The 18439-nt window shown below is 46.7% G+C and carries 13 protein-coding genes and 2 pseudogenes; 13 read left to right on the forward strand and 2 right to left on the reverse strand.

Annotation, left to right across the window (positions count from 1 at the left end; all coding sequences use genetic code 11):
• The first annotated feature begins 12 nt into the window (after positions 1 to 12).
• From yidC to DXA93_RS02060, 6 genes and pseudogenes are all read left to right on the forward strand, one after another.
• Entirely contained in the window at positions 13 to 1308 is a 1296-nt protein-coding gene (yidC, locus tag DXA93_RS02035; protein ID WP_117802685.1) for a YidC/Oxa1 family membrane protein insertase, read from the forward strand.
• Between the two features lie 13 nt (positions 1309 to 1321).
• On the forward strand, positions 1322 to 2146 hold the full coding sequence (gene jag, locus DXA93_RS02040; protein WP_118697736.1) for an RNA-binding cell elongation regulator Jag/EloR: 825 nt from the start codon (positions 1322 to 1324) through the stop codon (positions 2144 to 2146).
• A 171-nt stretch (positions 2147 to 2317) separates the two neighbouring features.
• A pseudogene (gene mnmE / locus DXA93_RS20430) lies at positions 2318 to 3705 on the forward strand (tRNA uridine-5-carboxymethylaminomethyl(34) synthesis GTPase MnmE).
• Between the two features lie 44 nt (positions 3706 to 3749).
• Positions 3750 to 5620 (forward strand): annotated as a pseudogene (gene mnmG, locus DXA93_RS02050) (tRNA uridine-5-carboxymethylaminomethyl(34) synthesis enzyme MnmG).
• A gap of 124 nt (positions 5621 to 5744) precedes the next feature.
• Complete coding sequence (gene rsmG, locus DXA93_RS02055) at positions 5745 to 6470, forward strand: 16S rRNA (guanine(527)-N(7))-methyltransferase RsmG (protein WP_117805250.1); 726 nt, start codon at positions 5745 to 5747, stop codon at positions 6468 to 6470.
• Between the two features lie 296 nt (positions 6471 to 6766).
• Positions 6767 to 7645 carry a hypothetical protein gene (locus DXA93_RS02060; RefSeq protein WP_119207665.1) on the forward strand — a complete coding sequence of 293 codons (879 nt, stop codon included), beginning with the start codon at positions 6767 to 6769 and terminating at the stop codon, positions 7643 to 7645.
• A gap of 161 nt (positions 7646 to 7806) precedes the next feature.
• On the opposite strand, the gene DXA93_RS02065 is transcribed toward DXA93_RS02060, so the two are convergent.
• Positions 7807 to 9147 (reverse strand): ArnT family glycosyltransferase, encoded by a 1341-nt coding sequence (locus DXA93_RS02065; RefSeq protein ID WP_158583251.1) that lies wholly within the window; start codon positions 9145 to 9147, stop codon positions 7807 to 7809.
• Positions 9148 to 9457: 310 nt separating this feature from the next.
• Here DXA93_RS02065 and DXA93_RS02070 point away from each other — a divergent pair, with 310 nt between their 5' ends.
• The 5 genes from DXA93_RS02070 to DXA93_RS02090 all read left to right on the forward strand — a co-directional run bounded on the left by DXA93_RS02070 (position 9458) and on the right by DXA93_RS02090 (position 15486).
• A complete protein-coding gene (locus DXA93_RS02070; protein WP_022462026.1) occupies positions 9458 to 10567 on the forward strand; it encodes an ABC transporter ATP-binding protein in 1110 nt (369 codons plus the stop codon).
• Positions 10564 to 11427, forward strand: a complete 864-nt coding sequence (locus DXA93_RS02075) for an ABC transporter permease subunit (protein WP_022462025.1) — start codon at positions 10564 to 10566, stop codon at positions 11425 to 11427. Before DXA93_RS02070 ends, DXA93_RS02075 begins: the two co-directional genes overlap by 4 nt.
• A gap of 12 nt (positions 11428 to 11439) precedes the next feature.
• A complete protein-coding gene (locus tag DXA93_RS02080; RefSeq protein WP_022462024.1) occupies positions 11440 to 12957 on the forward strand; it encodes a GldG family protein in 1518 nt (505 codons plus the stop codon).
• Positions 12957 to 14531, forward strand: coding sequence for a DUF4340 domain-containing protein (locus DXA93_RS02085; protein ID WP_119207667.1), 1575 nt, complete (start codon positions 12957 to 12959; stop codon positions 14529 to 14531). Before DXA93_RS02080 ends, DXA93_RS02085 begins: the two co-directional genes overlap by 1 nt.
• A gap of 145 nt (positions 14532 to 14676) precedes the next feature.
• Complete coding sequence (locus tag DXA93_RS02090; protein WP_147399495.1) at positions 14677 to 15486, forward strand: hypothetical protein; 810 nt, start codon at positions 14677 to 14679, stop codon at positions 15484 to 15486.
• 98 nt (positions 15487 to 15584) lie between these two features.
• Here DXA93_RS02090 and DXA93_RS02095 read toward each other — a convergent pair whose 3' ends face one another.
• Positions 15585 to 16547, reverse strand: coding sequence for an alpha/beta fold hydrolase (locus DXA93_RS02095; RefSeq protein ID WP_119207669.1), 963 nt, complete (start codon positions 16545 to 16547; stop codon positions 15585 to 15587).
• 458 nt (positions 16548 to 17005) lie between these two features.
• On the opposite strand from DXA93_RS02095, the gene DXA93_RS17690 reads away from it, so the two are divergent.
• Positions 17006 to 17149 (forward strand): hypothetical protein, encoded by a 144-nt coding sequence (locus tag DXA93_RS17690; RefSeq protein ID WP_158583252.1) that lies wholly within the window; start codon positions 17006 to 17008, stop codon positions 17147 to 17149.
• Between the two features lie 562 nt (positions 17150 to 17711).
• Positions 17712 to 17834 carry a hypothetical protein gene (locus DXA93_RS18875; RefSeq protein WP_256372629.1) on the forward strand — a complete coding sequence of 41 codons (123 nt, stop codon included), beginning with the start codon at positions 17712 to 17714 and terminating at the stop codon, positions 17832 to 17834.
• Positions 17835 to 18439: the final 605 nt, after the last annotated feature.

Genomic DNA, 18439 nt, shown 5'->3' on the forward strand with positions numbered 1-18439 from the left:
GGAAAAGACGTTTTGGATATCGTACTGAGTAAATCAACGTGGCCGATTATCGGGTGGGTATGCCAGATCCTCGGCTGGCTGATCAATGGAATTTATTTTTGTCTGGAAAAAATTGGAATTCCGAATATCGGTATTGCGATTATTCTGTATACGATTATCATTTATCTCGTTCTGACGCCGCTTCAGATCAAGCAGCAGAAGATGTCGAAGATGATGAGCGTAATGCAGCCGGATCTGCAGAGAATTGAAAAGAAATATCAGAACAAAAAAGACCAGGCTTCTCAGATGAAAAAATCTGAAGAAACCATGGCAGTTTATCAGAAATACGGTGTCTCCCCGACAGGAAGCTGCAGTACACTGCTGATTCAGATGCCGATTCTGCTTGCACTGTACCAGGTTATCTATCATATTCCGGGATATATCGGAAGTGTCCGCAATGTATTCCAGGGACTGACAACACAGATGATGGGTGTATCAGGATATTCTGACATCCTGACACAGTTTATCACAGATAACCGTGTTACCATGTACAGTAAAGTAAGTGAAACATTAACCGAAAATAACCTTCTGGACATGTTTTATGTGCTGAAACCGTCCCAGTGGACGAAGCTGGCTGACATCAGCGAGTTCTCCGGTATTGCGGATACCATTACAAAAACCGCCGCGGAGTCCAAGCATATCAACATGTTCCTTGGATTTAATATCACACAGTCTCCGATGGATGTCATCCGCGAGGGTATGGCAAACGGATCTGCGCTTCTGATTGCAGGAGCAATTCTGGTGCCGATTCTGGCATGGTTTACCCAGTGGCTGAACTACAAGCTGATGCCGCAGGCACCATCTTCCAACAACGGAAATAAGACAGCAAACTCCATGGAAAATTCCATGAAGACCATGAACACGGTAATGCCTGTTTTCTCCGCATTTATGTGTTTATCATTCTCCATCGGTATTGGTATTTACTGGATCGCCGGTGCGCTCGTTCGAAGTGTACAGCAGGTTATCATCAACCGCCATATGTCCTCGATCGACATGGATGAGGTGATCCGCAAAAACCAGGAAAAAGCTGCAAAGAAGAGAGAAAAAGCCGGCCTTCCGCCGCAGAAAATCACACAGGCTGCAACGCAGAGTGTGCGTAATATTCAGGTACAGGAGAACGAAGAGCCGTCTGCTGAGGAAAAAGAGGCAGCAAGAAAGGCTTCGACTGAGTATTACAACAGCAATCAGGAATACCGCGCCGGAAGCATCGCTGCGAAAGCAAACATGGTAAAACAGTTTGATGAAAAGAACAGCAAAAAGAAAAAATAGGGGGTAAATCTTTATGGAGTTTATCGAAGTATCCGCAAAAACCGTGGACGACGCCATTACAAAAGCCTGCATCGAGCTTCAGGCTGCCAGCGATAAACTGGAGATCCAGGTCATCAGCGAAGGCAGTTCCGGATTCTTTGGAATCGGAAGTAAACCGGCTGTGATCCGTGCCGCTGTAAAAGCCGCACCGGAAAAAGAACCGGAAACACCCCAGAAACCAGAGAAAAAAGAGGCAGCTCCTGCACCGGTAAAAGAAGCGCCGAAAAAAGAAGCTGTAAAGAAAGAAACGGAAAGAAAATCTGCTCCGCGTCAGGCAGAAACTGCAAGACGCTCCGAGCCAAGAGAAGAGCGTGAAGTAGTTCAGAGAACAGACGAGGAAATCGCCCAGATCAAGGCAACGGCACTTGAGTTCTTAAGCGGTGTATTCAAAGCCATGGAGCTCCCGGTTGAGATCCAGATGGAGTATAATGCCGAGAACGGTTCTCTTGAAGTTGATTTTGCCGGTGAGGATATGGGCATCCTGATCGGCAAAAGAGGACAGACGCTGGATTCCCTTCAGTATCTGACCAGCCTTGTAGTCAATAAAGAGCAGAAGGATTACGTTCGTGTCAAACTTGATACGGAAAATTACCGCAAGCGCAGAAAAGAAACACTGGAAAACCTGGCAAGAAACATCGCTTACAAAGTGAAAAAGACCAGAAGACCGGTTTCTCTGGAGCCAATGAATCCTTACGAGAGAAGAATCATCCACTCTGCACTGCAGGGAAATAAATTTGTGGAGACCTACAGCGAGGGCAGCGAGCCATATCGCCACGTTGTTGTAGCGCCGAAACGATAAGAAAGCGTAAAAAATATGCAAAAAGACGGTACCTGTGTAAAATACGGGGTACCGTCTTTTCTGGTTTTCTGCTAAAATGGAACTATTCAGAGCCATGCGAGAGGAAAGAAAAAATGTGGATCTGAATACTGGGATCCCCAAAAAGAGAGGTTTTAGAAAGGACTGGAAACAATGGCAGGATTTCATTTGGATGATACAATTGCCGCAGTGTCCACAGCGATGGCGCCGGCGGGAATTGGTATTGTAAGAATCAGCGGAAACGATGCATTCGAAGTGGCGGATCGCGTATTCCGTGCAAAAAAAGAAGGAAAAAAGCTTTCTGCGGTCAAATCGCACACCATTCATTATGGCTGGATTACCGAAGGGGAGGAAGTGATTGATGAGGTCCTTGTCATGGTAATGAAAGGACCGAAAACATATACGGGCGAGAATACCGTCGAGATCGACTGTCACGGCGGGGTGCTGGCGGTGAAAAAAGTGCTCGAGGCAGTCTTAAATGCCGGTGCGCGGGCGGCAGATCCGGGCGAGTTTACGAAACGGGCGTTTCTGAACGGAAGAATGGATCTGACGCAGGCCGAAGCGGTCATGGATGTTATTTCGGCGAAAAGTGCCTATGCCTTAAAAAGCTCCGAGAGCCAGCTTCGCGGAACGGTGAAAAAGGCGATCCGGGCAATCCGCAAGAAGCTGATTTACGAGATCGCATTTATTGAGTCGGCGCTCGATGACCCGGAGCACATCAGCCTGGACGGGTATCCAAAGCGGCTGGCCCAGGTTGTTGCGGAGCAGAAAAAGCAGGTGGAAAAGCTGCTTGCATCTGCGGATGAGGGCAAGATGATCCAGGAGGGCATCAAGACGGTGATCCTTGGAAAACCGAATGCCGGAAATCATCGCTTTTAAATCTGCTGGCAGGCGAGGAAAAAGCGATTGTGACGGATATCGCCGGAACGACACGCGACGTGCTCGAGGAAAATCTGGTCTTAAAGGGCATTTCCCTTCGGATTCTGGATACGGCGGGGATCCGAAAAACGGCGGATACGGTCGAGAAAATCGGTGTGGATCGTGCTTTGGAGCATGCAAAGGACGCAGATCTGATTCTCTATGTGGTGGATGCATCCGTGCCGCTTGATGAGAATGATGCAAAAATCATGGAAATCCTGAAAGGGCGCAAGGCGATTGTGCTGCTGAATAAATCAGATCTGACCGCGGTGATCGAAAAAGAGGAGATGGAGCAAAAGACAGGTGCTCCGGTCATCAGCATTTCGGCGCGGGAAGAGACGGGCATGGAAGAGCTGGAGGAGCAAATGAAAAAGATGTTTTTCCAAGGTGAAATTTCGTTCAACGATGAGGTTTACATCACGAATGCGCGTCATAAACAGGCGCTTCTGGAAGCAAAAAAGAGTCTGGAGCTGACGGCAGGCAGCATCGAAATGGGTATGCCGGAGGACTTCTTCTCGATTGACCTAATGAATGCGTATGAGGAACTTGGCTCGATCATCGGTGAAGCGGTGGGAGAGGACCTTGTGAATGAGATTTTCAGCAAGTTCTGTACAGGCAAATAGTCACGAAACAGTTCGTAGAGTTTAGATAGAAAAGGACAGGAAAAATGGCAGTTTTAGAAGAAACAATTGATATTGCCGTCATCGGTGCGGGCCATGCGGGATGCGAGGCAGCACTTGCGGCAGCGCGGATGGGGCTGGAAACGGTTGTATTTACGGTAAGTGTCGACAGCATCGCGATGATGCCGTGCAATCCGAACATCGGAGGAACCTCGAAGGGACACCTCGTAAAAGAGATCGACGCGCTCGGCGGCGAGATGGGTAAAAATATTGATAAGACGTTTATTCAGTCGAAAATGCTGAATCAATCGAAGGGACCGGCGGTGCATTCGCTGCGTGCGCAGGCGGATAAGCGGGCGTACAGCCAGTCGATGCGCGAGGTTCTTGAAAATACCGATCATCTGACGATCCGCCAGATGGAGATTGCGGAGCTGATCGTGGAAGACGGTGTTCTGACGGGTGTAAAGGCCGTTTCCGGCGCGATTTACCACTGTAAGGCTGCCGTCCTCTGTACCGGCGTTTATCTGAATGCACGGTGCATTTACGGCGATGTGAGCACGTATACCGGCCCGAACGGACTGCAGGCGGCGACGCATCTGACGGATTCCCTGAAAGCGAACGGCGTGGAGATGGTGCGTTTTAAAACAGGAACACCGGCGCGTATTGACAAGCGGAGCATTGACTTTCGAAAATGGAAGAGCAGTTTGGCGATGAGCGCGTTGTGCCGTTCTCATTCTCGACCGATCCGGAGAGCGTACAGATCAATCAGGAATCCTGCTGGCTGACGTATACGAATGAAGAAACGCACAAAATTATCCGCGAAAATCTGAATCGGTCGCCACTGTATTCCGGCATGATCGAGGGAACGGGTCCGCGGTACTGTCCTTCGATTGAGGATAAGGTCGTAAAATTTGCGGATAAAAACCGCCATCAGGTGTTCCTGGAGCCGGAGGGAAGATACACGAACGAGATGTACGTCGGCGGCATGTCGAGTTCACTGCCGGAGGATGTGCAGATTGCGATGTATCACACCGTGCCGGGCCTGGAACACGCGAAAATCGTGCGGAATGCGTATGCGATCGAGTACGACTGCATTAACCCGAGACAGCTTCTGCCGTCCCTCGAGTTCAAGGCGATCAAAAATCTGTTTTCCGGCGGCCAGTTTAACGGTAGTTCGGGATATGAAGAGGCTGCGGCACAGGGTCTGATCGCGGGTATCAACGCAGCGCTTTGCGTACAGGGAAAAGAGAAATTGGTGCTCGACCGTTCGGAGTCGTACATCGGCGTTCTGATCGACGACCTCGTGACGAAAGAGAACCATGAGCCGTACCGTATGATGACGAGCCGCGCGGAATACCGTCTGCTGCTCCGTCAGGACAACGCGGATCTGCGTCTGCGCAAATACGGCTACCGCGTGGGTCTGATCAGCGAGGAGCAGTATGAGGCACTGAAAGTAAAAGAACAGCAGATTCAGGAAGAGATTGAGCGCGTGGAGAATACGTATGTGGGAACGAGCTCGAACATCAATGAGCTTCTGGAAGAGTATGGATCAACGCTGCTTTCCGGCGGAAGTTCGCTCGCAGAGCTGATCCGCCGGCCGGAGCTGAATTATAAGATGCTGGCGGAAGTAGATCCGAAAAGACCCAAGCTGCCGGAGGATGTGCAGGAGCAGGTCAACATCAACATCAAGTACGACGGCTACATCAAGCGCCAGATGAAGCAGGTGGAGCAGTTCAAGAAGATGGAAGAGAAGAAGATCCCGGAGAATATCAATTACGACGAGATTCAGAGTCTGCGTATCGAGGCGAAACAGAAGCTGAACCTGTACCGCCCGATCAACATCGGCCAGGCGTCCCGTATTTCAGGCGTTTCCCCGGCGGATATTTCGGTTCTGCTGGTGTATCTGGGACATAAATAAAGGACAGATATGCATGGCTGAATTACATTCTTATGCAGCGAAACAGCAAGTGTTTTGATACTGCGTGGACAGGAACAAAAAGTGCGGCGGGCACTTGGAAGAATAGAGTAGAACGGAGAACAACATGAAAGAATACAATCTTGAAGGATTTGAGCGCGGCCTTTTTGAGCTTGGAATCACACTTTCCGAGGAGCAGAAAACGCAGTTTCTGCAGTATTATGAGCTGCTTGTAGAGTGGAATTCGTTTATGAATCTGACGGCGATTACGGAGTTCGATCAGGTGATTACGAAGCATTTTCTCGACAGTCTGTCGCTGGTGAAGGTCTGTGATGTGGAACAGGCGGGACGCATTCTCGACGTGGGAACGGGAGCCGGTTTTCCGGGAATCCCGCTGAAAATCGCGTTTCCGGAGGTGGAAGTTGTACTGCTGGATTCACTGAATAAGAGAGTGAAATTCCTGAATGAGGTGATCGGACAGCTTGGCCTTTCGAAAATCACGGCGGTTCACGGAAGAGCCGAGGATTTCGCACGCCAGAAGGATTACCGGGAGCAGTTTGATCTCGTGGTATCACGCGCGGTGGCGAATTTAAGCTCGCTTTCGGAGTACTGTCTGCCGTATGTGAAGGTGGGCGGACGGTTTGTTTCGTATAAATCGGGCAAATTGAATGAGGAGCTTGCCGCAGCTCAAAAAGCGATTCATGTGCTCGGCGGCGAAGCAAAAGAGCCGGTCTATTTCCAGCTTACGGGAACCGAGGATGAGCGATCGTTTGTCTGTATCGAGAAGGGGAAGGCAACGCCGAAAAAGTACCCGAGAAAAGCGGGAACACCGGCGAAGGAGCCGATTCAGTAAAAAATAGATTTTTTGAGAAAGCTAAAAAAGAAACAAAAGTGTAAAAGGTGAAATCAGAAGAGATTGTTATGCCGAGTAAGTTGGCATAATAACCTCTTCTGATTTTTTATGTATATATACGATTAAATGTCTGGAAAATTACACTTTTGAGCAAAAAAAACAATTCTCCTATTTGCAGTATTTTGCGCTGAATATTTTGTGAAAATATGATAATTGTTAAAAAAATATATCAGTGTATGATGAGATAAATAGATCGATTGTGAAACGTAAAAGAAAATATGATAGGGGGGAATGGCATGAGGAAAATATTAAAAATATTTGTTTGCTTCATTGGAATTATGATATCAGCATCTACTGTATCGGCATCTAAACTTGAAATACTATCGGAATCTGAAGATTATGAAAAAATAGTTGAGCTGGCTGATGAAATTGTGTCTGTTACAAATGGAGGACCTGTTGAGGATCCGTTTGAGGAGGGAATCCGTGTATCGGATATTGATTTTGATAATGCATTAAAAGAGTATATTGATACACCACTTTTAACCTCAGAACTTCTTTCTGTGTCCGAAGTAGAAAGTGCGTTAGAACAAAGCGATTATATTTGGATTATCCCGATTAGAGCATATGGACATTTGTATGAAGCATGTGCGGTAAGGGCAAATGGGGAAGATGGACAACCGATCGATCAATGGCACATAAGTGGAGCCAGAGGATATGAATTAGATGATACGCCGACCTATATAGAACAATTAAATATTTCACTTGCTGCAAATTCAGATATTGTATGGGACAATTATAAATTTCGACTTGTTGGAGGAGTAGATCCGATTCGTTTTCCGGTCTGGATTGCATTAAATGAAACGCAAATGGAGTATCTGATACCGGGACGTGAAGATGCTGCAGCGTGTCTTACAGACAGTTCGGAAATAGCGGAAGATAGACTTGATGGTGAAGAAGAATTCCATGCATATAGTTATGCTGCGGTTGTTGCCGCAGTTGCTGATTCGTCTTATATCGAAACTGACGATGCACAAGGAGGAACCAATATTGTCCTTGATGTTGCAAATCAGCCGGTGAAACATCAAAATAAGATGTTGGTAATTATTTTAGGAATTGGGATTCTGGCAGTTGGTATTATAGCTGGTTTGGCAATTAAAAGGAAACAAAGAAAGTGAAAGGGAAGCCCGGATGAAACATATCTAAAAACGAAAAGCTTGTAACGAAGAAACAGGTGCTATCTGAGAAAAAGAGACAGCACCTGTTTTTTATAGAAATTCCGGAAAATAATGCCAAAAATTCAGCACTGCAGAACGTAAATTACTGCGTTACAAATTTTTTATACACAACAGCCCGGAATCAAAAATCCGATGTAGCTGATGAGAAACAGTACAAGCCAGACTGCTCCCGGCAGGAGTGTCAGATGGCAGGAGGCGCGTTTCCACTTGGCGGGAAGTTTTGCAGTGAGAGAAGAATAGCCGTCATCAATCCAGACCATCAGCGGAACAAGAGCAGGCATCAGGTAACGGCCCTGCGACTGGTAGTCGCTGAAATACGTGTTGTACATGTCCATGAACAGCGTGATCAGGCAGGCGAGGAGCAGCATCACAAAGAGGAGAAGCTGCGGCTTTTTGCGGAACCAGTGCGGGATCATGCCAAGGAACAGGAACAGCAGGAAACCGAATGCCATCAGGGCACCGTACAGCAGGTAAAGCACCATTGGGAGATGGACGGTCATATAGGAGAACGAGCCGATGAAGCTGCTGACGGTGGAGAACAGCCAGTTGGAGGTGCGGCCCTCCGGGGTCTGTAAATACGTCTGCTGGAAGCTCCAGCCTTCGGATGCCGGGGTCTGACGATTCTCTGGTTTGTATTCATCGGCTGCGTACAGCGATGCGGATTCATTCGAGGTGCGCATGCCGAGCAGATCGCCGTCGTGGATGACGGCATTGCGGATGAAGAACCAGCCGCCGATCAGGAAGGCGATAGCGAAAACAGCCAGCGCTTTGACAAAAATTTCTTTTGCCGGTTTTTGGAAATGAATCATCAGCGCGAAGAACAGCAGAATGCTGCCGAGCAGGTACGCGTAGGCGTTATAGTACGACAGCGCGCAGAGTCCGCAGCCTGCTCCCAGGCCGATACAGTCTTTTTTGCAGAATGCGCTTTTCATGCCGCGGATCCAGAAGTAGATGATCAGTGCGACCGTGAAAACAGCAAAAGAATCGTTGTTTACATAGCAGGAGAGGAACACGAACTGCGGCAGGAAACCGACGAAAATACCGCCAAGCAGTGCCGATTCGCGGCGTTCAAAGAGCTCTTCTCCGATCAGAAAGACAACGATCAGTGTGCCGGTGCCGGAAAGGACGCTGGTGAGGCGGGCGGCAGTTAAAAGAGCCGCTGCACTTTTCGTAAACAGCGATGTAATGGCCATAAACACGGAGCTGATGATCGCGGTCAGATACGGATACAGCGCATAGGAGAATCCCCACAGCGGATGGCGCACCGATTCTTCCATGCCGTTCGGCAGTGTGTGGTGTGAGACGATGTATTCCGGAATCAGCATCCGCATCGCCTCATCGGGGGCGTGTTCGGTTTTCAGGAAAATCGAGGTGCCAAAAGAGATGCAGAAAAAGCCGAAAATCAGTATATACTTGGCCCAGTAGTAGTCTTTTTTATTCATAGAGTCTCCTAAAATCTCCAGTCCCGGACGGGAAAAAGTCCGGCGTAATGTTTCGCGGCGGAACAAAAATGGAAAAGCGTCCGTCCGCGGATACGTTATAGTATACATGATTCTTATGGTAAAAGAAATTGATTTTTCGTCGAAAAACAAACAAATTGCTCCATGGCTTCACCGTTTTTTCACAAATTTTCCAGCAAATTATCACATTTTCAGAATAAGATAAAGTGTCTTTAGAAAATGAGAGCATCTCCGGCTCTTTTGCCAGAAAGGCCAGGCCGGAACTGCTTTAAGAAACAAGGAGGAAGGAACATTGATAGAGGTTAAAAATCTGGTGAAACGCTATGGCGACCACGTAGCTGTCAACAACCTGAGTTTTACCGTAGAAGAAGGCCAGATCTATGGTTTCCTTGGCCCAAACGGTGCTGGAAAATCAACGACCATGAACATCATCACCGGCTATCTGGCATCTACGGAGGGCGAAGTGCTGATCAACGGGCACAACATCCTGGAGGAGCCGGAGGAGGCAAAAAAATGCATCGGCTATCTGCCGGAGCTGCCGCCGGTCTACACGGACATGACCGTTCTGGAATATCTGAAATTCGTGGCGGAATTAAAGAAAATTCCAAAGGATCAGAGAAAGAAACAGATTCTTGAGGTCATGAATCTGGTGAAGATCACCGATATGCAGAACCGTCTGATCAAGAACCTGTCGAAAGGATACCGACAGAGGGTCGGACTGGCACAGGCAGTGCTCGGTTATCCGCCGATCATCATCCTCGATGAGCCGACGGTAGGCCTGGATCCCAAGCAGATCATTGAGATCCGCGACCTGATCAAATCACTGGGTAAAAAACATACCGTTATCTTAAGTTCCCACATCCTCTCCGAGGTCAGCGCTGTCTGCGATTACGTCATGATTATTGCAAAGGGACAGCTTGTTGCGAGCGACACCCCGGAAAACTTAAGTAAACTGATGCTTGGATCAAACACGGTTACATGTACCGTTCACGGAACGAGAAAGCAGCTGGTTCCGGCGCTTAATGCGCTTGATGCAAAAGAGATCCAATATGAAAATACGCCGAATGAGGAGCAGATTAAGGTAAAAATTACCACTGAAAAGGATAAGGATATCCGCGAGGAGCTGTTCTATGCACTGGCAAAGGCCAACTGCCCGATCCTCGAGCTGACTTCCTCCTCGATGTCTCTGGAAGACGTCTTCCTGGAGCTGACCGATGATTCCGGAAAGGCTGCAAGAAAGCTGAAAAAAGCAGAGAAAGAACAGCTGAAACAAAAAGAATGTGAAAAAGAATGTGAACCAGAAGCAGACAAAACGGCTGTCGGGGAAACGTCTGAAGAAAAAAGCACAGATGCAGCGGAATCAGCCGCTGAAACAAAACAGGAGGAGGGAGACGCACAATGACGGCGATTTATAAAAAAGAGTTAAAAAGCTATCTGACAAGCATGATCGGATATCTGTTTATGGCGTTTACTCTGGCGCTGTTCGGCCTGTATTTTACGGCCATCAACCTGCAGCAGGGTTACCCGGAGATCGGATACGCGCTGCAGAATTCCGCATTTATTCTGCTGATCGCAGTACCGGTTCTGACAATGCGTGTCCTGTCGGAGGAGCAGAAAAATAAGACGGATCAGCTGCTCCTTACTGCACCGGTAAAAATTTCCGATATTATCCTTGGAAAATATCTGGCGCTTCTCACCATTTATGTGATTCCGGTGCTGATTATGTGCCTGTATCCGCTGCTTCTTGGAACCCACGGAACGGTTTCCTACGCTGTATCCTACACTTCGATCCTTGGTTATTTCCTGCTGGGGGCAGCCTATATTTCGGTCGGTGTGTTCGTTTCCTCCATCACCGAGAGCCAGGTCATCGCAGCCGTTGTCGGCTTTGTGATCCTGTTCCTGTGCTACGTGGAGAGCGGTATCGCAAACTTCTTCCCGGAAGGAGCCGGAAGCTCTTTCTTTGCTTTCTTTATCATCATCGCGCTGGTATGCCTCTGGATCGGCAGTATGATTAAAAACCCGATCATTACCGGTGTGATTGCCGTGATCGGCGAGGGTGCGCTGACGGCAGTTTACTTCACAAAATCCACCCTTCTCGAGGGCAAAATCCAGGATCTGCTCGGTGTATTCAACATGGCAGGCCATATGGATAACTTTGTGAACGGTATTCTGGACATTGGCGGTGTTGTTTACTACCTGTCCGTCATTGCAATCTGCACTTTCCTTGCAATGCAGTCCCTGCAGAAGAAACGCTGGAATTAGGAGGTGGAGACGATGAGCAGCGAAAAGAAAGAAAAGAAACAGCATAAAATGAATTTCAATATCAAAGAAAAGCTGAAAAAGACGTTCTCCAAAGAACATCTGAAGGAAGTGTTTACCGGCGAGGAGCAGAAAAAGCACCTGAAACAGGGCTCTTATTCTTCAATTATGACGGTGATTGTTCTGGCTGTGATTGTGGTTATTAACCTGATTGTGGCGCAGATTCCGACCAGTAAAACACAGATTGACCTGAGTACGCAGAAAATGTATTCCATTACAGATGAGACGAAAACGGCATTAAAGGATCTCGATCAAGACGTTACCCTGTATTATATTGTGCAGAAGGGCAGTGAGGATGACACCATCGAGAAGCTGCTGGAGCACTACGATGAGCTTTCTGACCATATCAAAGTAGAGACAAAAGACCCGGATCTGTATCCGAAATTTACGAGTCAGTATACCGATCAGACGGTAGCTGCAAACAGTGTCATTGTCGTATGCGGCGATAAGAGCAAGGTGGTCAGCAACAGTGATATGTGGGAGACTTCCACAAACTATCAGACCTATCAGACACAGACGACCGGCTTTGACGGCGAGGGTCAGATTACCAGCGCCATCACGTATGTGACGAGTGAAAACAACCCGAAGGTTTACTGGGTAACCGGCCACGGCGAGGCTTCCGAGAGTGATCTCTCTACAAACTTCAGTGATGCCATTAACAAAAACAATGTGGAAATCAGTGATCTTGCCCTGATGACAGACGATATCCCGGAGGATGCCGAGGAGCTTGTGATCATGTCCCCGACCACCGATTTCTCCGAGGATGAGGCAAATAAAGTCATTACCTACCTGGAAAACGGCGGAAAACTTCTGATGTTCACCAGCTATACCGGAACGGATATGCCGAATCTGGATTCCATACTGGAGAACTACGGCGTGAAACGCTCCAGCGGAATTGTTGTGGAGACCGATTCCCAGCATTATTATCCGCAGATGCCGTATTATCTGCTGCCGAACATTCAGAGTGATGACATTACAACCGAAGTAAAGAGTAATTACATTCTGATGCCGGTTGCACAGGCAATTCAGAAGCTCGATTCTTATCGTGATACCATTACGATCAAGAGCCTTCTGACGACCACCGAGGACGCTTATATTGAAAATGACCCGGAGAACAGCACCTGGTCGAAGAGTGCGGACAGTGAGACGGGCGCATTTGACCTTGGCGTTTCCATTACAGAAACTGTAGATGATAAAGAGACACAGATCATTTATTTCTCGAGTGCATCGATGCTGAGCAGCCAGATTGACCAGGCAATCAGCGGTGCGAACTCGAAGCTGGCAGCGACTGCACTGACCTCCATGTGTGATGTGGAGCAGACCGTTGTTATTCCAAGCAAGAGCACAAGCTATACAAACCTGGTATTTACACAGGGAGCAGTTAACACCTGGTCTATTATTACCATTGCGGGAATTCCGCTGGTACTTGTTGTAATTGGCGTGATGATCTGGATGAAGAGGAGAAAACAGTGATGAAGAAAAAAGGAAAGATGGCGGCCTGCCTGATCCTTTTGGTACTGCTTCTTGCCGTACTGGTGGTGCTGACGAAGAAAAACAGCACCGCCGATGCGGACAGCAGCAGTTCGGATTCTGGTGCAGACGCCGAAAAAGTAGTTGGTTTTTCAAAAGATGATGTAACAGCGCTTTCGTTCCAGATCAACGGAGAGACGGTGTCCTTTACGAAAACAGCAGGAGACGATGATACCGATATCTGGACATACGATCAGGAGGATGGATTCCCACTGGATGAGGGCAAGATAACGAACGTTTTAAGCTCTCTTAGCAGCATGACAGCAGAAAGAGTCATTGAAGGCGATGAAATCGATTCTATGGCCGATTTTGGGCTCGAGACGCCGTCTCAGGAGGTTGTAGTGACTGCGGGAGACGAGAAAACGACGATTCATGTCGGAGATAAGAACAGCTCGAGCAGATACTATATTTATCTGAACGATGATACGAGTAAGGTTTATCTGGTAAGCACATCGCTTGGAACGATGTTCCCGTCCGATATGATGGAGTGGGCGACAACGGAATCCATGCCATCTGTGACGGCGGAAAACATTACAAAGCTGCAGGTGGAGGGTGAGAACGGATATACGCTGACAAAAGAAGTAAGCGCTGCTGATTCGGCACTCCAGACGGATGAATGGCAGGTTGTGGACGCAGATGGAGCGGCACATGGCGGTGATGCGGATTCGATCGGCACCATGACAAGTGCAGTGGCATCTCTTAGCTTTGGAGATCTTGTTACGTACAACGCATCGGATCTTTCCCAGTACGGACTGGATCAGCCAAAGACGACGATTCGCGTGCATTACACGGAAGAGCAGGAGGTTGAGGCTGACGATACAACAACGGCAGATACTTCTTCGGATTCCACAACAGATTCTGCATCAAGCGACAGCACTGCAACGAGCTCTTCTTCCGAAACGACAACCGTTACGGTGGAGAAAGATCTGGTATTGTATGTCGGCAATGCAAATGAGGACGGCGGTTCTTATTACGTGAAGCTGGACGGCTCGAATGAAGTTCATCTGATGACGGCTTCGAACGTTGAAACCTTCACCGGAAAGAAGGCATCTGATTTTTGGAACATGTATATCGGCATGGAAAATGTATCGGATCTGACGAGTCTTGATATTACGTATAACGGCGAGACGAAGACGTATGTACGCCATGTGGAAGAGAAAAAGGATGACGACAGCGATTCCACAACACAGGAAATCAGTTACACCTGCGGCGATGAAACGATTGATAAATCAACGTTTACCACATTCTATTCTTCACTCATTGGCCTGAAGGCGCAGACGAAGGATGAGAGCCTCGTACAGGCCAAGGATGCCGAGTTTACCGCAGTCTTCCATATGACAGACGGCGACCTGACATTTGCTTACAGCCCGTATGATTCAAGCTTCTATTACACGGTAGATGAGGACGGAGTGCCGTCTCTTGTGAATAAAAATAACGTGAAGACCATGGTGGAAAATTACGGGAAACTGCTTGCGGCAAAGACGGAGGATGACAGTTCTTCGGATTCGGCGGAATAAGGAGTCATTAAAGGCTGGTTAAAATTGAAAACGGAGGATTTACTGAGAGTGAAAAATCAGTAAATCTTCCGTTTTTTTATGGGAAAATGAAAGCGGAAGAAGTATAATGGGAGTATAACAAAGACGGTGGATGGGGGGTGAAAGGATGAAAAGGGTTTGTTTGACAGTATTGTGTATTCTGCTGGTGGGCTGCGGTAATGCAGAAACGGCGGAAACAGAGGAGAAAATGCGGTTTGAAAATCTGGATCCGGTAAAGGTAAATATGCAGTACGGAGGGTTGAAGGAGTGGGATCGGTTTTATAATAGCTTTTATGAGCAGAAAGAGGGAAGCGATCTCATTGTTCTGGGAACGGTAGAGGATTATAGCTGTTTTGCCGGGGGAATTGAGATTGCAACCGATATTTCACTGCGGGTGGATGACGTTTTGAAAGGTGATATGGAAGCCGGAGAACATATTACGGTTCGAAAGCTGGGCGGAGCAGTTACGGTGGAAGAGTATCTGCAGTCCATGGAGGATGCGGGAATTACGTACTGGAACGCAGAGGAGCTGAAAGCGGAGTATTCGGAGGAGGAACGGCGGGAGAACTATATACAGATCAGCTTCTGCGACCTTGATCCGGTGATCGGGCAGAAATCCTTGTATTTTCTGGAGAAAGATGCGGAAAAGGAGCTTTATTACCGGCTTTGCGACGGGTTTGGACAGTATGTAGAGACTGCGTCGGGTGAATATGTAAATGCGTATGAGATTGCAGATGAGAAAAGAAATGCGGATGAGCCAATGATGCTTGCACTGGGAGAAACGGTGGAATTTGACCCGGATGCAGCGCCGGGGGAGAGAATTAATATTTATACGATGGATGAAATAAAAGAGGGAATGGAAACGCATACAGCGCCGCCAACGGATTATCCGGGCGCAGAGGAAGATGCGTTGGAAATGGACTGTGAGCCGGGTTAAAAATGGAAAAACGGAGGATTTACTGACATGGAAATATCAGTAAATCCTCCGCTTTTTTGTCTCATTTTTTTGCTCGAGGCCGGGAGCAGAAGGGGGTATTACTGTACCGGTGCGAAGAAGATCTGGATCTGGTCTAAGAGGGCCTGCGGGGCCTCCATCTGCGGCATGTGCTTTGTTTTCGGCAGGATCTGGGTTTCGATGGAGGTGTTGAGCGCTGTGTACAGCGCAAAGGTTTCTGCGATGCCCGGCTCTTCCTCGCCGCCGATGAGGAAGATGCTGTTGTCAATGTGCTTTAAGGCGTGGCCGATGTTGAGGTTCACGTAATTGCCCGCAAGGCTTGCAAAAAGGTACTTTCCGGCGCTGTTCTGGAGGTGTGCGGACTCGTAGAAGGCGTCTACGTCCTCCGGTGAGCGGTGAAATGGGTTGTGATAATAGCTCTCGGTGAATAAAAGCTCGATGTTGGAGCGGCCGGTGAGCGTGTGGTACAGCAGCGTGCCGACGAGCGGGAGCTCGATCATGCGTTTCAGGAAGCGGCTGCGTTTATCCGGGATTTTGTTGAGCTTGGCAAGGTCGGTCGGGTTGATCATCATGATTCGGCCAAAGCATTTCGGGGCTGTATTGCAGGCGGTTACGACGAAAGAACCGGATAAACCGGATGCAATTACGTCGGTTGGACATCCGATGACCTGCTTGATGAAGGTGACGATGAGCTGTACGTATAAAAAGTTTGTGTACGTGATCGCCGGCTTGTCGGAACGGCCGCAGCCGAGAAGATCGAGTGTGTAGACGGTGTGATCCTTTGCGAGAGTATCCTCAATATACTGCCATTCGCGGCCGCTGGAGGCACAATGTAAGTCATGAAGTAAGAGCATCGGGGTTCCGGTGCCTTTTTTTGTGTAAAAAATATCGCCGAACTGCCAGGAAAAGATCTCTTTTTCAGCCGAGGCGAGCAGGTTTTTCCGTACGGCGGCGGTATCGAGCGTTTTATTCAGAAAGTAAATCGCTGCGCCGGACATCGTAGTGAGGACACTCAAGGTGACCAGTTTTTTGCTGTGTTTCATATGATAAAACTCCTTTCAGGGGTCTCCCGGAGGGGAGGAATCGGTTCGAAACGTTGTGTTGAGCTTATTATAAGCGAAAAAAGGGAAAGATACAATGCAAAAATTAAGGGAAAAATGAGAAAAAGAGACGAAAATAAGACGCAATTTGACGAAAAGCGTAGACAATTCCAGGAGAACTACGTTATGTCAACTACTGGCGAATGGCATATTTAAATAGTTTACATAACTGAAAAAACAGAGAAAAAATGATGCAATAATACACATAAAAGCATGAAAACGGCACTATGGGATAAAATCCTTCCAGATTGGTAAAAATCCATGAAAAAATGGTCCCAAAATGCGTTTAGTAAATGGTTTGGAAAATCCGAAAAAACGAATGTAAAAGTTCAATTCATACGAAAATATAAAAATATAATTAAATAATTTAATAAAGAAAGAAAACAGAGACGAAAAACTACGTGAAACACGCGAAAATACAGGAAAATGTAGAAAAAACGGAGAAAATCAAAAATAGAATAGAAAATACGATTATTTTAAAAATAAGAGAGGTGAAAAATGAGAGTGATTTTCGGAAAGCCGGGAAGCAAATCGCTTCTCGCTGATCGCCGAAGACCGAAAATCGTAAAAAACGATGTTTCACGTGAAACATTTTGAGAGACGTGAAACGTGAAAAATGAGACGGGGAAAGTGACATAAGTAGAAACGAAAAAATGAAGGATGATCTAAAAAAATGGCAAAAAGAGGGTGTAAAACGATGGAAGAGGCGGAAAAAGCAAAAAAGATAAAAATGAGTTGAGAAAAGGCAAAAAACGACTGAAAAGGGGAAAATGTAGTATAGACATGGGCGAAAAGAATAAAAACGGGAGGGAGAGGCAGTGAAAGGCAAGAAAATGGTGTGAAATGGCGATGAGGGATAAAAAACGGAGAGAAGGAATAAAAAATGTTGATAAAAGAGAAAAAGTGAGATTGTTTACAAAAAAAGAGAAAGGTAAGCCAGAAAGATGAAAAAGAGGATAAAAGACGTGGCAGCGAGAGGAAAATATTAAAACCATAAAAACAGAAAAATTATAGTGAAATCAAATAAATCGATAAAAAACAGAAAATGTGCAGCCTGGCCTGTAAAATAAAAAAATCAAAGAAAAACCGCCCGAAAAGAGAAAAAAATTGAGAAAAAATGAAAAAGAGGATGTCTCACGGATTATGCTTCTTACTGATGAAGATAAAGAGAAAAATGCTGAAAATTTGAAAAAAGCGAGGAAGAACGATGAAAAAACAGAGCCCTGGTGAATAAAAATACATTTTATATACAAAAGAGACATTTACGATCACCGAACAACCATAAACAGTTTTGATTCCTGATCTATGTATCAATAATATCCTGATAAGTTGATTTTTTCTTTCTAATCACATGAGATTTCCTTGAAAAAGAGCATCACACGATTAAAATAACGTTTCCAGTATATTTATACCTCAAAAACGTCAAAAATTAAAATGTTTCACGTGAAACATTTTATAAAAACTGTGTGAAACAGAAAAAAATGTTCTGACATTGCAGAATTACTTGGAAACCATCAAAAAAATGCAAAATCATCGCTGAAAAAATTCCAAAAAGCCTTTAAACAGCGTAAAAACCGAGAAAAATTATTGTAAAACAGTGCTTTTCAAAATGTTTCACGTGAAACATCGCCAAAAATCTCCAATTTTCTTATGCTTCAAACCGCCTAATCATGCAAAAATGCAGAAAATGTTTCACGTGAAACATTTCCAGTAGTAAAATCCGGCGTAGTATGATAAAATATCTTTGTCCCAAATTGGGGCAATTTTGAGATAGAATCTGAAGAATTCCTCAGATAGACTGGCATAGAAAAGGAGATTTTTCCTATATATATGCC

It is taken from the genome of Blautia sp. OF09-25XD, assembly GCF_003482095.1.
Lineage (GTDB): Bacteria > Bacillota > Clostridia > Lachnospirales > Lachnospiraceae > Fusicatenibacter > Fusicatenibacter saccharivorans.

What these genes read in the sequence shown, in the direction of transcription:
- DXA93_RS02090 (WP_147399495.1), top strand. Translation starts at nt 14,677, where the DNA reads ATGAAAAGGGTTTGTTTGACAGTATTGTGTATTCTGCTGGTGGGCTGC.
- jag (WP_118697736.1), top strand. Translation starts at nt 1,322, where the DNA reads ATGGAGTTTATCGAAGTATCCGCAAAAACCGTGGACGACGCCATTACA.
- DXA93_RS02075 (WP_022462025.1), top strand. Translation starts at nt 10,564, where the DNA reads ATGACGGCGATTTATAAAAAAGAGTTAAAAAGCTATCTGACAAGCATG.
- DXA93_RS02095 (WP_119207669.1), bottom strand. Translation starts at nt 16,547, where the DNA reads ATGAAACACAGCAAAAAACTGGTCACCTTGAGTGTCCTCACTACGATG.
- DXA93_RS02080 (WP_022462024.1), top strand. Translation starts at nt 11,440, where the DNA reads ATGAGCAGCGAAAAGAAAGAAAAGAAACAGCATAAAATGAATTTCAAT.
- DXA93_RS02065 (WP_158583251.1), bottom strand. Translation starts at nt 9,147, where the DNA reads ATGAATAAAAAAGACTACTACTGGGCCAAGTATATACTGATTTTCGGC.
- DXA93_RS02085 (WP_119207667.1), top strand. Translation starts at nt 12,957, where the DNA reads ATGAAGAAAAAAGGAAAGATGGCGGCCTGCCTGATCCTTTTGGTACTG.
- DXA93_RS02060 (WP_119207665.1), top strand. Translation starts at nt 6,767, where the DNA reads ATGAGGAAAATATTAAAAATATTTGTTTGCTTCATTGGAATTATGATA.
- rsmG (WP_117805250.1), top strand. Translation starts at nt 5,745, where the DNA reads ATGAAAGAATACAATCTTGAAGGATTTGAGCGCGGCCTTTTTGAGCTT.